Here is a 14,979-nt window from a genome sequence, read left to right as displayed (position 1 = left end):
AACGGCTACAACGTCGTCAACCTGGGGATCAAGCAGCCGGTCGCGGCGATCCTGGACGCGGCCGAGGAGCACCGGGCCGATGTGATCGGCATGTCCGGGCTGCTGGTGAAGTCCACGGTGATCATGAAGGAGAACCTGGAGGAGCTCAACCAGCGCAAGATGGCCGCCGACTTCCCCGTCATCCTGGGCGGCGCCGCCCTGACCCGCGCCTACGTCGAGCAGGATCTGCACGAAATCTACGAGGGCGAGGTGCGCTATGCCCGCGACGCGTTCGAGGGCCTGCGCCTGATGGACGCCCTGATCGCGGTCAAGCGCGGCGTGCCCGGCGCCACCCTGCCCGAGCTCAAACAGCGCCGCGTGCCCAAGCGCGAGACCTCCGCGGTGGCCGTCGAGGAGCCCGAGGGTCCGGCCCGTTCCGACGTGTCCGTCGACAATCCCGTGCCGGAGCCCCCGTTCTGGGGCACCCGTGTCATCAAGGGCATCCAGCTCAAGGAGTACGCCTCCTGGCTGGACGAGGGCGCCCTGTTCAAGGGCCAGTGGGGCCTCAAGCAGGCCCGTACCGGCGCCGGACCGACGTATGAGGAGCTGGTCGAGACCGAGGGCCGCCCCCGCCTGCGCGGCCTCCTGGACGAACTGCAGACCAAGAACCTGCTGGAAGCAGCCGTCGTCTACGGCTACTTCCCCTGTGTGTCCAAGGGCGACGACCTGCTCATCCTGGACGAGCAGGGCAACGAGCGCACCCGCTTCTCCTTCCCGCGCCAGCGCCGTGGGCGCCGGCTGTGCCTGGCGGACTTCTTCCGCCCCGAGGAGTCCGGCGAGACCGACGTGGTGGGCCTCCAGGTCGTCACCGTCGGCTCGAAGATCGGGGAGGCGACCGCCGAGCTGTTCGCCGCCGACTCCTACCGCGACTACCTCGAACTGCACGGCCTGTCCGTCCAGTTGGCCGAGGCACTCGCCGAGTACTGGCACGCCCGGGTGCGCAGCGAGCTCGGTTTCGCGGGGGAGGACCCCGCCGACGTGGAGGACATGTTCGCGCTGAAGTACCGCGGCGCGCGCTTCTCGCTCGGCTACGGCGCCTGCCCCGACCTGGAGGACCGCGCGAAGATCGCCGAGCTCCTGCAGCCGGAGCGCATCGGCGTCGAGCTCTCCGAGGAGTTCCAGCTCCATCCCGAGCAGTCCACCGACGCGATCGTCATCCACCACCCCGAGGCCAAATATTTCAACGCGCGCTGATCCGGCGCAGTCGTACACTGGTCGGTCCAGTGCAGGCCGGTTGCCTTCCCGCAAGAAGGAGGCAACCGGCCTTCTCGTCCCTTACGGAAGGTGTGGTCGCATGACCAGTACGGTTCCCGCGCTCGGCACCCGAATGGCCGAAGGCTCCGCCTTGCAGGGTGTCCTGCTCGACATGGACGGAACCCTCGTGGACACCGAGGGCTTCTGGTGGGACGCCGAGGTCGAGGTCTTCGCCTCCCTCGGCCACGCGCTCGACGAGGCCTGGCGCGACGTCGTCGTCGGCGGCCCCATGACGCGCAGCGCGGGCTTCCTCATCGAGGCCACCGGCGCCGACATCACCGTCGCCGAGCTCACCGTGCTGCTCAACGACGGCTTCGAGGGCCGCATCAGCCGCTCCCTGCCGCTGATGCCGGGCGCCGCTGGCCTGCTCGCCGAACTCGCCGCGCACGGCGTGCCGATGGCCCTGGTGTCCGCATCGCACCGCCGCATCATCGACCGCGTCCTCGACTCGATCGGCGCCCACCACTTCGAACTCACCGTCGCGGGCGACGAGGTGGCCCGCACCAAGCCCCACCCCGACCCCTACCTCCTCGCGGCCCGCGGGCTCGGTGTGGACCCCGGCAGATGCGCCGTCATCGAGGACACCGCGACCGGGGTCGCCTCGGCGGAGGCCGCGGGCTGCCGGGTCGTCGCCGTGCCGTCGGTCGCCCCCATCCCCGCCGTCGCGGGCCGCACCGTCGTCCCCTCCCTCGAACACGTCAACCTGCCTTTCCTGCAAGGCCTGATGACCCTCTGACAGTTCCGCAGGTTCCCCGCCCAAGCCTCACAGAGGGTGTGACCTTTCCCACTTCGGCGGGGGTCGACAGTGGGGCAGGCGTGTGCAGTGGACCCCTCCTGGGTCCGTAGTGACGTGACGTTGTGTCCCGATTGGTGCGAGCGTGCACGAAACCTTCCGGTGTCGGGTTATCGGTGTGTCCGCGCCCGGTTTCGCAGCGTGATTGATACGGGGTTCATGCGCCCTCCGAAGCTCGTCTGGTGCGGACTAATCTCGTCGCGAGAACATCGCCCCACCCCCCGTGCCCCATCAACCCTCACCCCGCGTTGCGGGATTCACGGGATCAAGAGCTCTGGAGAACGTCGAGCATGAACCGCAAGACTTTGGTGCTGCCGGCTGTCGTAGGTCTACTCGTCCCCGCGCTCGCCGCGTGCGGTGGCTCGGATGGCAGCGATGGCGACAAGCCGATCGCGGTCGGCACCACGGACGCGTTCGCCATCTCGAAGGAAGTACCTGCGCCCTTCGACCCGGCGTACGCCTACGACGCGGGTTCCTGGAACCTGCTGCGCCAGACCGTCCAGACGCTGATGGCCATGCCGCGCGGCGGCGGTGACCCACAGCCCGAGGCCGCCGAGCAGTGCGGCTTCACCGACACGGGCAACGAGCGGTACGCCTGCACCCTGCGCAAGGGGCTGACGTTCTCCGACGGCACGCCACTGACGGCCGCCGACGTGAAGTTCTCCATCGAGCGGGTCCGCGACATCAAGATCAAGGACCCCAGCGGTTCCGACGGCCTGGTGTCGAACGTCGACGAGATCGAGGTCCAGGGCGACCGCGACATCGTCTTCCACCTCAAGACCCCCGACGCGACGTTCCCGTTCAAGCTGGCGACGCCCACCGCGGGCATCATCAGCAAGGAGCACTACAGCAAGAACAAGCTGCGCGACGGCTTCGAGGTGGACGGCTCGGGCCCGTACACGGCGAAGCAGGAGGTCAAGGACGACCGCCTGGTCAAGACGGTGTTCACCAAGAACCCCAAGTACAAGGGCGCGTTCAAGGTCCAGAGCGATAAGGTGGAGCTCCGCAACTTCGCCGACACCGACGCCATGGGCAAGGCGCTCGACGACGGCGACATCGACCTGATGACGCGCACCATGTCGCCCGAGCAGGTCAAGGAGCTCGACGCCTCGTCGGGCAAGAAGATCGACCTGGTGGAGATGCAGGGTCTGGAGATCCGCTACCTCGCCTTCAACACCGACGCCCCGACGGCCAAGAACAAGGCCGTGCGGCAGGCCATGGCGCAGCTCGTCGACCGCGGCGCGCTCGCCTCCGCGGTGTACGGCTCGACGGCCGACCCGCTGTACTCGCTGGTGCCCTCGACCATCACCGGGCACGCCAACTCGTTCTTCAACAAGTACGGCAACCCGAGCACGGCCAAGGCCCGCAACCTGCTGAACAAGGCGAACATCTCCACGCCGGTGAAGATGACCCTGCACTACACCACCGACCACTACGGCCCCGGCACCAAGAAGGAGTTCGAGCTGCTGCAGAAGCAGCTGAACGACTCCGGCCTGTTCGACGTGTCGATCAAGGGCGTGCCGTGGAGCACCTTCCGCGCCGCCGAGCGTGACGGCAAGTACGCGGCCTACGGCATGGGTTGGTTCCCCGACTTCCCGGACGCCGACAACTTCCTCGCGCCGTTCCTCGACAAGGACAACTTCCTCGGCTCGCCGTACGTGAACGACACGATCAACGACCAGCTGATCCCGACGTCCCGCCGCGAGGCCGACCGGCTCGCCGCCTCCAAGAGCATCCGCCGGATCCAGGACATCGTCGCCGACGACGTCCCGGTGCTCCCGCTGTGGCAGGCCAAGCAGTACATCGCGGCGCGCGACGACATCACGGGTGTCGAGTGGGCCCTCAACGCCTCGTCGAACCTCCAGCTGTGGGAGCTCAGCCGCGGCGTCAGCGACTGACCTCAGCACCCGAGGGCACCTCGAGTTCCAGCGAACGACCACAACACCTAAGGCACGTAAGTGAAATGTCGTAACCAGTGGCTGGCCCTTCCCCTTTCGGGAGGGCTCGCCGCCGCTCTGCTGACCGGCTGCGGTACGGAAACGGGCGGTGCGGGGGACACGGGCGACGCGGTAGTGATGGGGATGTCCGACGACGTCCTCGCCACCGACCCGGCATCCGGCTACGACCCCGGTTCCTGGCTCCTGTTCAACAACGTCTTCCAGTCGCTCCTGAGCTTCCCCAAGGGCGCCACCGAGCCCGAGCCGGAGGCCGCGGAGGAGTGCGGATTCACCGACACGGAGGCGAAGGTCTTCAAGTGCGAGCTGCGTGACGGGCTGAAGTTCAGCAACGGCAACGCGCTCACCTCGAAGGACGTCAAGTTCTCCTTCGACCGCATGCGGAAGATCAACGACGACGACGGTCCTGCGCTGATGTTCCCGATGCTCGACCAGGTGCAGACGCCGGACACCAAGACCGTGGTCTTCAAACTGAAGTACTCCGACGCGACCTTCCCCAGCAAGATCGCCTCGGGTGCCGGTTCGATCGTGGACCACACCGAGTACGACATGAACGGGCTGCGCGGGGACGGCAAGGCCGTCGGCTCAGGACCGTACAAGCTGGACTCGTTCAGCAAGGAGCAGGCGGTCTTCTCCGTCAACTCCGACTACCAGGGCACCGCGAAGGTGAAGAACGAGGGCGTCGCCATCAAGTTCTTCCGCGGCGACCAGAAGGGCCTCAAGAAGGCGCTCCTGGAGGGCAGGATCGACGTGGCCTACCGAGGCCTCGCCGCCGCGGACATCGCCGACATCGAGCAGGACACCTCCAAGGACGGCCAGGACGTCGACATCGTCGAGGGCACCAGCGCCGAGGTGCAGCACCTGGTCTTCAACATGAAGGACCCGGTGGCGGGCAAGCTCGGCGTCCGCAAGGCCATGGCGTACCTCCTTGACCGGGACGCCCTGGTCAAGGAGGTCTACCAGGACACGGCCACTCCGCTGTACTCGATCGTCCCCGCGGGCATCGGCGGCCACAACACCGCCTTCTTCGACACCTACGGCGCCCGCCCGCAGCGCGCCAAGGCCGCCGCCGCGCTGCGCGCCGACGGCGTCGAGGGCAAGGCGAAGCTCACCCTCTGGTCGACGCCCACCCGCTACGGCCCGGCCACCGACCACGAGCTGAAGGCCATAGCCAAGCAGCTCAACGCGTCCGGCCTCTTCGACGCCGACGTGAAGTCCGTCGCCTTCGACCAGTACGAGAAGGACATCGAGGCGGGCAAGTACGGCGTCTACGTCAAGGGCTGGGTGCCCGACTATCCGGACGCCGACAACTTCACGCAGCCGTTCTTCGGCAAGGGCAACGTCCTGGGCAACCACTTCGCGAACAGCACCATCACCTCGAAGATCATCCCGGGTACCGCCACGGAAAGTGACCGCACCAAGACCGACAAGCAGTACGACGAGCTGCAGGACATCGTGGCCGAGCAGCTGCCCGTCCTGCCGGTGTGGCAGGCCAAGCAGTACGCGGTCGTCCGCGACAGCGTCTACGGCCTGGAGTCCTGCCTCGACGCGTCGACGGTCTTCCGCTTCTGGGAGATCAGCAAGGGCTGACCGTGCCCCACGCTGACCGTGCCGCATGACGAAGGTGGCCGCCCCCTCGGGGACGGCCACCTTCGTCGTTCACACGGTCCTCGCGTCACTGCGCGCCAGGACGCACCAAGCCGCTCTCGTACGCATACACGGCGGCCTGCACCCGGTCGCGCAGCCCCAGCTTCGTCAGCACGTGCCCCACGTGCGTCTTCACGGTCGTCTCGCTCACGAAGAGGTCCGCCGCGATCTCGGCGTTCGACAGGCCGCGGGCGACCAGCTTCAGGACCTCGACCTCGCGCTCGGTCAGCGTGTGCAACGTGTCCGGCACCGGCTCGTCGCCGGACGGCAGGTGCGCCGAGTACTTGTCGAGGAGTCGGCGCGTGATGCTCGGCGCGAGCATCGCCTCGCCCGCCGCCACCACCCGGATCGCCTGCACCAGCTCGTTCGCCGGGGCGTCCTTGAGGAGGAAGCCGCTGGCGCCCGCCCGCAGCGCCTCCACCACGTACTCATCGAGGTCGAAGGTGGTCAGCACCAGCACCTTCGCCGGACCGTCCCGGCCGGGACCGGTGATCTGCCGGGTCGCCTCGACGCCGTCCATCCGCGGCATGCGGATGTCCATCAGGACCACATCGGGCTGCAGCGCCCGCACCTGGTCCTGAGCCTGCAGGCCGTCTCCGGCCTCGCCGACGACCGCGATGTCCTGCTCGGCCTCCAGAATCATCCGGAACCCGGTGCGCAACAGCGGCTGGTCATCGACCAGTAGGACGCGGATCGCCACGTGTCTCTCCTTCAGCTAGTCCGCGCCCATTCTGCCCTGCTCGGCCTCCGTCGACTCGGGCGCCCTCACAGGAAGCGGATACGGCGGGGGAGTCCCACCGAATTCCGGGCATACCGCCTGATGGTCACACCAGCCGCACAATTTGGTGGGCCGCGGCCGCCAGTTCCCGGTCTCCGTCGCCAGCTCGATCGCCTCCCACAGCGCGAGCAGCTTGCGCTCCACCCGCTCCAGGTCCGCCACCACAGGGTCGTACGTGATCACATCACCGCTGCCCAGGTAGACGAGCTGCAGACGGCGCGGCACCACACCCTTCAGCCGCCACACCACCAAGGCGTAGAACTTCATCTGGAACAGCGCGCCCTCCGCGTACTCGGGACGCGGGGCCTTGCCCGTCTTGTAGTCGACGATGCGGACCTCGCCCGAGGGGGCCACGTCCACGCGGTCGATGATGCCGCGCAGCTTCAGCCCCGACGCCAGCTCGGCCTGCACGAACAGCTCCCGCTCGGCGGGCTCCAGACGAGTCGGATCCTCCAGCGTGAACCAGCGCTCCACCAGCTTCTCCGCGTCCGACAGCCAGCGCGCCATGCGCTCGCCCTCCGGATCGTCCGCGAACAGCTCCGTCAGCTCCGGCTTCGACTCCCGCAGCCGGTCCCACTGCCCGGGAATGAGCGACTTGGCCCGCGGCGCCGTCCGCTCGCCCGCCGGGGCGTCGAAGAGGCGCTCCAGAACCGCATGCACCAAAGTGCCCCGCGTCGCCGCCTCGCTCGGCTTCTCGGGCAGCTTGTCGATCACCCTGAACCGGTACAGCAGCGGACACTGCATGAAATCGCCCGCGCGCGAGGGCGACAGAGACGCCGGGCGCACGGCCGCCACGGCACCGTCGGAGCTAGTTTCCATGACAACAGACCCTACGACCCGACACTGACAACAGCCGCATACCATCGACGACAGACCCTCTCGCCCTGCATGATCGTGCGGGTAACCACGCCATACCGGGGCGAGGGACGCTTCGAACGAGGGGACATCGTGGACGAAAGCGGCGGGAGCGGCAGGCCGCAGTCCGACGGCGCCGAAGGCAGCCTGCGGCCGAAAGAACCGCAAGGCCCGCAGGGACCGCACGACGCGGACGGCTCCCAGGAGCCGGCGCGTCCGGTCGACACGGCCCGGGAACCGGTGCGCCCGGCAGACACGACCGACGAGCCGCAACGCCCGGCCGACCAGTCCGACCAGTCCGACCCGGACGTACCGTCCGGCGAACCGGCACCGCCGCGGCACGGCGACACCGGCACGCCCCCGGCCGAGCCGCGCAGGCAAGAGAGCCGCGCCTCCCTCACCAAGGCACCGCGGGACGAAACCCCCGCCGACCCCCAGCGCCCCCGCGCCGCACACTCCGGGCGCACCGGCGGCCCCGGCAAGGGAGCCCCCGTACCGCCCAAGGCACAGAAGGGCCCCGGCGGCGGCCTGCTCATGGGCAAGCCCTTCGGCGTGCCCGTCTACGTGGCCCCCAGCTGGTTCCTCGTCGCCGCCCTCATCACCTGGGTCTTCGGCAACCAGCTCGACCGCGTCCTGCCCGAACTCGGCGGCGCCCGCTACCTCGTCTCACTCTTCTTCGCGGTGGCCTTCTACGCCTCGGTGCTCGTCCACGAGCTCGCCCACACCGTCGCGGCCCTCCGCTTCAAGCTGCCCGTGCGCCGCATCCAGCTGCAGTTCTTCGGCGGCGTCTCCGAAATCGAGAAGGAGTCCGAGACCCCCGGCCGCGAGTTCGTCCTCGCCTTCGTCGGCCCGCTCCTCTCCCTCGTGCTCGCCGGTGTCTTCTACGCCGGAATGCGCACCGTCGAACCCGGCACCGTCCCCGGCGTCCTGCTCGCCGGACTGATGATCTCCAACCTCATCGTCGCCGCCTTCAACCTCCTGCCCGGCCTGCCCCTGGACGGCGGCCGCATGCTGCGCGCCGTCGTCTGGAAGATCACCGGCAAGCCCATGAGCGGCACCGTCGCCGCGGCCTGGGTCGGCCGCGCCCTCGCCATCTCCGTCCTCATCGGCTTGCCCCTCCTCAACCAGTCCGGGGCGCTCGGCGGCGACACCCAGGAAATCGGCGGCATGGACACCGTCACCGACGCCCTGCTCGCCGCGATCCTCGCCGCGATCATCTGGACCGGCGCCGGAAACAGCCTCCGCATGGCCCGCCTCCGCGAGCACCTGCCCGAGCTCCGCGCCCGCACCCTGACCCGCCGCGCCGTCCCCGTCGAGACCGACACCCCGCTCTCCGAGGCGCTGCGCAGGGCCAACGACGCAGGAGCCCGCGCCCTCGTGGTCGTCGACACCGACGGCGACCCCATGGCCCTCGTCCGCGAGGCGGCCATCGTCTCCGTGCCCCAGCACCGCCGCCCCTGGGTCGGCGTCGGCGGCCTCGCCCAGGACATCACCGAAGGCATGCGCATCTCCGCCGAGCTCGCCGGGGAGGAACTGCTCGACACGCTCCGCGCCACCCCCGCCACCGAGTACCTCGTCGTCGAGGAGTCCGGCGAGATCTACGGAGTCCTGTCCGCCGCCGACGTCGAGCGCGCCTTCGTCAAGGCGATGGCCCGACCCTCCTGATCCCGACCCTCCTGGTCCCGACCCTCCGCGCGCCGACACCGTGGTCGGCGGCCCGCGCGGGGGCCGGTAGGCTGGTCACATGTCCGAACCGACCGGTGCCGCCCGCCGTCGCGGGCCCTTCAAGGTCGGGGACCAGGTCCAGCTCACCGACCCCAAGGGACGCCACTACACGTTCACGCTCGAGGCCGGGAAGAACTTCCACACCCACAAGGGTTCCTTCCCCCACGACGAGCTGATCGGCGCTCCCGAGGGCAGTGTTGTCCGAACCACGGGAAACGTCGCCTACCTGGCGCTGCGACCCCTGCTCCCCGACTACGTCCTGTCCATGCCCCGCGGTGCCGCCGTGGTCTACCCCAAGGACGCGGGGCAGATCCTGGCCTTCGCCGACATCTTCCCCGGCGCACGCGTCGTGGAGGCGGGCGTGGGCTCCGGCTCGCTCAGCAGCTTCCTGCTCCGCGCCATCGGCGACCAGGGCATGCTGCACTCCTACGAGCGCCGCGAGGACTTCGCCGAGATCGCCCAGCAGAACGTGGAGCGCTACTTCGGCGGCCCGCACCCCGCCTGGCAGCTCACCGTCGGCGACCTCCAGGACAACCTCAGCGACACCGAGGTCGACCGCGTCATCCTCGACATGCTCGCCCCCTGGGAGTGCCTGGAGGGCGTCTCCAAGGCGCTCGTCCCCGGCGGCATCCTCTGCTGCTACGTCGCGACCACCACCCAGCTCGCCAGGACCGTCGAGTCCATCCGCGAGATCGGCGGCTTCAACGAGCCGACCGCCTGGGAGTCGATGATCCGCAACTGGCACATCGAGGGCCTCGCCGTCCGCCCCGACCACCGCATGATCGGGCACACCGGCTTCCTCCTCACCGCCCGCCGCCTCGCGGACGGCGTGGAGCCGCCCATGCGCCGCCGCCGCCCCGCCAAGGGTGCCTACGGCGACGACTACTCCGGCCCCAACGCCGACGGCGGCTCCCCGCGCTGACCCGCGCGGCAGGCCCCACCCAACGAAACGGCGCCGCCGCCGAGTTCCCCGACCGACCGGGGAACTCGGCGGCGGCGCCGTTTCGTTGGCAGGACACCAGCCCCGTACCGGAAGAACCGCGAGAACCACCGGACCCCGGTGTTCCACCTCACTGTGACGTATGGCACGATGCTGGCCACCTCCCCACCGGCACAGCCCTCACAGGAGACACTTCCTCGTGCAGCACCCCGCCGTCCCGGAACTGGCGCACACCACCACCCGCCCCATCCACTGGCTGGCCATAGCGGCCGCACTGGCCGCCGTCGTCGCGGGCTCCGCAGTCCTGCAGCCCGACGCCGCCACCGCAGCCCAGACCGGCCCCGAGGCGCACTCCAGAGCCGCCGCGGGCGCACCCGCACCGGCCCCCGCGCCCGACCCCGCCTCCGTCGACTTCCCGATCGCCTGCGGCCCCGTGAAGGCCGTGGTCAAGAAGAAGGCCTCCGGCGACCTCGACGGCGACGGCAGGCCCGAAACCGTCGCCGTCGTGCACTGCGAGGCAGGCTCGGGCACCCCGCCCGACGGGATCTACGTCATCACCAGGCCCAAGACGGGCAAGCCACGCGTGGTCGCCACCCTCGTCGACCCCAAGGACCGACAGACCGTGAGCGACTTCGCCCTGCGCGACGGCGCCATCAGCGCGACCCTGCTCGGCTACTCCTCGCCCGACGTGCCCCGCTGCTGCCCCGACCAGGAGGACAAGGCCAAGTGGCAGTGGAAGGACGGGACGTTCGAGCGGGCCGCACCCGCCGAGGCGCGCAGCGTCTGACGCCCCCGCAGGGGCGGAATCAGGCCGCGTCGGGGCCGTAGACCTCGACCCTGTCCTGAACGCGGCGCACATGAATGCAGTCCCCGGGGCACTCCTTGGCCGAGTCCACGACATCCCTGAGGAGCGGCAACGGCACGGGCGTTGTGGCACCCGGGGCCTGCAGCAGCTCGTCCTCGCCGCTCTTCACATACGCCAGACCATCGATGTCCAGCTCGAAGACCTCGGGCGCGTACTGCGCACAGATGCCGTCCCCGGTACAGAGGTCCTGGTCGATCCAGACCTCCAGATCGTGGCCCTCACTGCCGGTCTCGGCCTCGTGCCGCACGGTCATCTCTCCTGCCTGTCGCTGCGCCGAGCGGCCCGACAATGCAGCAAGTCGGGCCAGCCCTGACGGGTGTTGAACACTTCGACGATACAACCGCCCGCTTTCCGATGTTGTTGGGTGGGTATTCACCTGGTGTGAGGGAGAGCGCAAGGGTGAAGATCGGACACACCCCCACTGTCTTTGTGATCTAGGGGTTTCAATCGACACCCACCCAGGTAGGGTCTGGAAGCGTCCAGCTCCCCTTGGAGGAGGTGAGGACCGTGGCAGCCCACGACGACGACATCAACCGCGGCATCCGGCCGGGGCGAGGGTCTGAAGACCCCGCCGGTCAGGTTGCCTATCTCGAGCAGGAAATCGCCGTCCTGCGACGCAAGCTCGCCGACTCTCCGCGTCATACGAGGATTCTCGAAGAGCGGATCGTCGAGCTGCAGACCAACCTGGCCGGCGTGTCCGCACAGAACGAGCGGCTCGCCAACACGCTCCGTGAGGCCCGCGACCAGATCGTGGCCCTCAAGGAGGAAGTCGACCGGCTCGCACAGCCACCGGCCGGCTTCGGAGTCTTCCTCGTGGCGAACGAGGACGGCACGGCGGACATCTTCACCGGGGGCCGCAAGCTCCGGGTGAACGTCAGCCCGAGCGTGGAGCTCGAAGAGCTCAGGCGCGGCCAGGAAGTGATGCTCAACGAAGCGCTCAACGTGGTCGAGGCCATGGAGTACGAGAGCGTCGGCGACATCGTCACCCTCAAGGAAATCCTTGAGGACGGCGACCGAGCCCTGGTGGTGGGACACACCGACGAAGAACGAGTGGTCCGGCTTGCCGAGCCCCTCCTCGACGTCACCATCCGCCCGGGCGACGCCCTTCTGCTGGAACCCCGCTCCGGTTACGTCTACGAGGTCGTGCCCAAGAGCGAGGTCGAAGAGCTCGTCCTCGAAGAAGTCCCCGACATCAGCTATGAAAAGATCGGCGGCCTCGGCGGCCAGATCGAAATGATCCGGGACGCCGTCGAGCTTCCGTACCTCTATCCGGACCTCTTCAAAGAGCACGAACTGCGGCCGCCCAAGGGTGTGCTGCTGTACGGGCCCCCCGGCTGCGGCAAGACGCTCATCGCCAAGGCCGTCGCCAACTCTCTTGCCAAGAAGGTCGCCGAAGTCACCGGGCAGCCCGCGGGGAAGAGCTACTTCCTCAACATCAAGGGCCCCGAGCTCCTCAACAAGTACGTCGGCGAGACCGAGCGGCACATCCGCCTGGTCTTCCAGCGTGCCCGCGAGAAGGCGAGCGAGGGTACCCCCGTCATCGTCTTCTTCGACGAGATGGAATCCCTCTTCCGCACCCGTGGATCAGGCGTCAGCTCGGACGTGGAGAACACCATCGTCCCCCAGCTGCTCGCCGAGATCGACGGCGTGGAAGGCCTGGAGAACGTCATCGTCATCGGCGCCTCCAACCGCGAGGACATGATCGACCCCGCGATCCTGCGGCCCGGACGACTCGACGTCAAGATCAAGATCGAGCGCCCGGACGCCGAAGCGGCAAAGGACATCTTCGCCAAGTACCTCACCGAACGGCTCCCCCTGCACGCCGACGATCTCGCCGAGCACAGCGCCGACCGGCGCGCCACCGTGCACGGCATGATCCAGTCCGTCGTCGAGCAGATGTACGCGGAGTCCGAGGAGAACCGCTTCCTCGAGGTGACGTACGCAAACGGCGACAAGGAAGTCCTGTACTTCAAGGACTTCAATTCCGGCGCCATGATCGAGAACATCGTGGGCCGCGCCAAGAAGATGGCCATCAAGGCCTTCCTCGAGGCGAACCAGAAGGGCCTCCGGGTCGCTCACCTCCTCCAGGCTTGCATCGACGAGTTCAAGGAGAACGAGGACCTGCCGAACACGACCAACCCCGACGACTGGGCCAGGATCTCCGGAAAGAAGGGCGAACGGATCGTGTACATCCGTACGCTCGTCACCGGAAAGCAGGGCGCGGACACCGGACGCTCCATCGACACGGTGGCCAACACCGGTCAGTACCTGTAGAACGCAGGGCGGCTGCGGGTGTCCTTCACGGGTACCCGCAGCCGTCTGTTTTTCAATGAAGGCAATGATCTCCCCACCAGCGCAAAGGCGTTCTAGGCTCTTCGGTACCGCCGAGTCGCGCAGTGCGGGGACGGGCACCGCACACGCACCGGAGCACCAGCGGTACTTGAGCGCCGTTCCCGAACGGGAGCGCCGCCGGGCAAGGAGGGCCGCATGACCGTACGGCGAGTAATGGGCATCGAGACGGAGTACGGCATCTCGGTCCCGGGCCACCCCAACGCCAATGCCATGCTCACCTCATCCCAGATCGTCAACGCCTACGCCGCGGCGATGCACCGGGCGCGACGCGCCCGCTGGGACTTCGAGGAGGAGAACCCGCTGCGGGACGCGCGGGGTTTCGACCTCGCCCGCGAGTCCGCCGACGCCAGCCAGCTGACGGACGAGGACATCGGCCTCGCCAACGTCATCCTCACCAATGGCGCACGCCTGTACGTCGACCACGCACACCCCGAATACAGCTCGCCGGAGATCACCAACCCCTGGGACGCCGTCCTGTGGGACAAGGCGGGCGAACGCATCATGGCCGAGGCCGCCGAACGCGCCGCGGCGCTGCCCGGCGCCCAGCCGATCCACCTCTACAAAAACAACACCGACAACAAGGGCGCCTCCTACGGCACGCACGAGAACTACCTGATGAAGCGGGAAACCCCCTTCTCCGACATCGTGCGGCACCTGACACCGTTCTTCGTCTCCCGCCAGGTCGTCACCGGAGCGGGGCGCGTCGGCATCGGACAGGACGGCCACGAACACGGCTTCCAGCTCAGCCAGCGCGCGGACTACTTCGAGGTCGAGGTCGGCCTGGAGACCACGCTCAAGCGGCCCATCATCAACACCCGCGACGAACCGCACTCCGACGCCGAGAAGTACCGCAGGCTGCACGTCATCATCGGAGACGCCAACCTCTCCGAGATCTCGACGTACCTCAAGCTCGGCACCACGTCCCTGGTCCTCGCGATGATCGAGGACGGCTTCATCGCGGTGGACCTCGCGGTCGACCAGCCGGTGCGCACGCTGCACCAGGTCTCGCACGACCCGTCCCTCAAGCACCTCGTCACGCTCCGCAGCGGCCGCTCACTCACCGCGGTCCAGCTCCAGATGGAGTACTTCGAGCTGGCCCGCAAGTACGTGGAGGAGAGGTACGGCTCCGACGCCGACGACCAGACCAAGGACGTGCTGGCCCGCTGGGAGGACGTCCTCGGCCGTCTGGAGAGCGACCCGATGAGCCTCTCCGGAGAGCTCGACTGGGTCGCCAAGCGGGAACTCATGGAGGGCTACCGCCGACGCGACAGCCTCGACTGGGACGCCGCACGGCTCCACCTGGTCGACCTCCAGTACGCGGACGTACGGGCCGAGAAGGGCCTGTACAACCGCCTGGTGGCCCGGGGCAAGATGAAGCGGCTCCTCGACGAGGCGGACGTCGAGCGCGCCACCACCAAGCCGCCCGAGGACACGCGCGCGTACTTCCGCGGCCGCTGCCTCGAGCAGTACGCGGACGACGTGGCCGCGGCGTCCTGGGACTCGGTCATCTTCGACCTCCCGGGCCGTGACTCTCTGCAACGGGTACCCACGCTGGAGCCCCTGCGCGGCACGAGGAACCACGTCAAGGAACTCCTGGACCGCTGCCGCACCGCGGAAGACCTGGTGCGGGTGCTCTCCGGGGGCTGAAAGGCCCGGCGCAGGGGAATCATCCAAGTGGAGCGGTTCCCCCACGTTGAGGGAAGTAAGGGGCCGATGTCAGACCGCGCTTGTAGGGTCTGATCAAGAACGTCTAACCGAGCGAGCGGGGTGAGGTAG

12 protein-coding genes are annotated in these 14,979 nt (G+C 68.5%); 9 read left to right on the top strand and 3 right to left on the bottom strand.

The features are described from left to right. The 4 genes from AC068B_RS40945 to AC068B_RS40930 all read left to right on the top strand — a co-directional run. The coding region (locus AC068B_RS40945) for a vitamin B12 dependent-methionine synthase activation domain-containing protein (RefSeq protein ID WP_478676537.1) at positions 1 to 1,233 on the top strand (1,233 nt) is incomplete at its 5' end. Positions 1,234 to 1,333: 100 nt separating this feature from the next. Continuing rightward, positions 1,334 to 2,029: an HAD family hydrolase gene (locus AC068B_RS40940; protein WP_478676536.1), complete on the top strand. Its 696-nt coding sequence runs from the start codon at positions 1,334 to 1,336 to the stop codon at positions 2,027 to 2,029. A 347-nt stretch (positions 2,030 to 2,376) separates the two neighbouring features. Next, positions 2,377 to 3,984 carry an ABC transporter substrate-binding protein gene (locus AC068B_RS40935; protein ID WP_478676535.1) on the top strand — a complete coding sequence of 536 codons (1,608 nt, stop codon included), beginning with the start codon at positions 2,377 to 2,379 and terminating at the stop codon, positions 3,982 to 3,984. A gap of 60 nt (positions 3,985 to 4,044) precedes the next feature. Continuing rightward, entirely contained in the window at positions 4,045 to 5,631 is a 1,587-nt protein-coding gene (locus AC068B_RS40930) for an ABC transporter substrate-binding protein (RefSeq protein ID WP_478676534.1), read from the top strand. A gap of 85 nt (positions 5,632 to 5,716) precedes the next feature. Here AC068B_RS40930 and AC068B_RS40925 read toward each other — a convergent pair whose 3' ends face one another. Beyond that, positions 5,717 to 6,388, bottom strand: coding sequence for a response regulator (locus AC068B_RS40925; protein ID WP_055568772.1), 672 nt, complete (start codon positions 6,386 to 6,388; stop codon positions 5,717 to 5,719). A 15-nt stretch (positions 6,389 to 6,403) separates the two neighbouring features. Further along, positions 6,404 to 7,285 carry a RecB family exonuclease gene (locus AC068B_RS40920; protein ID WP_478676533.1) on the bottom strand — a complete coding sequence of 294 codons (882 nt, stop codon included), beginning with the start codon at positions 7,283 to 7,285 and terminating at the stop codon, positions 6,404 to 6,406. A 129-nt stretch (positions 7,286 to 7,414) separates the two neighbouring features. Here AC068B_RS40920 and AC068B_RS40915 point away from each other — a divergent pair, with 129 nt between their 5' ends. The 3 genes from AC068B_RS40915 (at position 7,415) to AC068B_RS40905 (ending at position 10,773) form a co-directional block, all read left to right on the top strand. Continuing rightward, the gene (locus AC068B_RS40915) at positions 7,415 to 8,986 is read left to right on the top strand and encodes a site-2 protease family protein (protein WP_478676532.1); all 1,572 of its coding nucleotides are present in this window, start codon (positions 7,415 to 7,417) and stop codon (positions 8,984 to 8,986) included. A 79-nt stretch (positions 8,987 to 9,065) separates the two neighbouring features. Then, on the top strand, positions 9,066 to 9,968 hold the full coding sequence (locus AC068B_RS40910) for a tRNA (adenine-N1)-methyltransferase (protein WP_478676531.1): 903 nt from the start codon (positions 9,066 to 9,068) through the stop codon (positions 9,966 to 9,968). Positions 9,969 to 10,185: 217 nt separating this feature from the next. Next, on the top strand, positions 10,186 to 10,773 hold the full coding sequence (locus AC068B_RS40905) for a hypothetical protein (RefSeq protein WP_478676530.1): 588 nt from the start codon (positions 10,186 to 10,188) through the stop codon (positions 10,771 to 10,773). 19 nt (positions 10,774 to 10,792) lie between these two features. On the opposite strand, the gene AC068B_RS40900 is transcribed toward AC068B_RS40905, so the two are convergent. Beyond that, complete coding sequence (locus tag AC068B_RS40900) at positions 10,793 to 11,104, bottom strand: ferredoxin (RefSeq protein WP_356258301.1); 312 nt, start codon at positions 11,102 to 11,104, stop codon at positions 10,793 to 10,795. 254 nt (positions 11,105 to 11,358) lie between these two features. Between AC068B_RS40900 and arc the strand changes: the two genes are divergently transcribed. After that, positions 11,359 to 13,125: a proteasome ATPase gene (arc, locus tag AC068B_RS40895; protein WP_055555579.1), complete on the top strand. Its 1,767-nt coding sequence runs from the start codon at positions 11,359 to 11,361 to the stop codon at positions 13,123 to 13,125. Between the two features lie 213 nt (positions 13,126 to 13,338). Next, complete coding sequence (dop, locus tag AC068B_RS40890) at positions 13,339 to 14,850, top strand: depupylase/deamidase Dop (protein WP_478676529.1); 1,512 nt, start codon at positions 13,339 to 13,341, stop codon at positions 14,848 to 14,850. Positions 14,851 to 14,979 lie beyond the last annotated feature (129 nt).

It is taken from the genome of Streptomyces sp. NPDC042371 (assembly GCF_056437465.1).
Note: the sequence above shows the minus strand (reverse complement) of the source record. Positions and strands in the feature narration are given on the sequence as shown.

Coding starts and splice junctions, on each gene's coding strand:
- AC068B_RS40920 (WP_478676533.1), bottom strand. CDS start 7,285: ATGGAAACTAGCTCCGACGGTGCCGTGGCGGCCGTGCGCCCGGCGTCT.
- AC068B_RS40940 (WP_478676536.1), top strand. CDS start 1,334: ATGACCAGTACGGTTCCCGCGCTCGGCACCCGAATGGCCGAAGGCTCC.
- AC068B_RS40935 (WP_478676535.1), top strand. CDS start 2,377: ATGAACCGCAAGACTTTGGTGCTGCCGGCTGTCGTAGGTCTACTCGTC.
- AC068B_RS40900 (WP_356258301.1), bottom strand. CDS start 11,104: ATGACCGTGCGGCACGAGGCCGAGACCGGCAGTGAGGGCCACGATCTG.
- AC068B_RS40910 (WP_478676531.1), top strand. CDS start 9,066: ATGTCCGAACCGACCGGTGCCGCCCGCCGTCGCGGGCCCTTCAAGGTC.
- dop (WP_478676529.1), top strand. CDS start 13,339: ATGACCGTACGGCGAGTAATGGGCATCGAGACGGAGTACGGCATCTCG.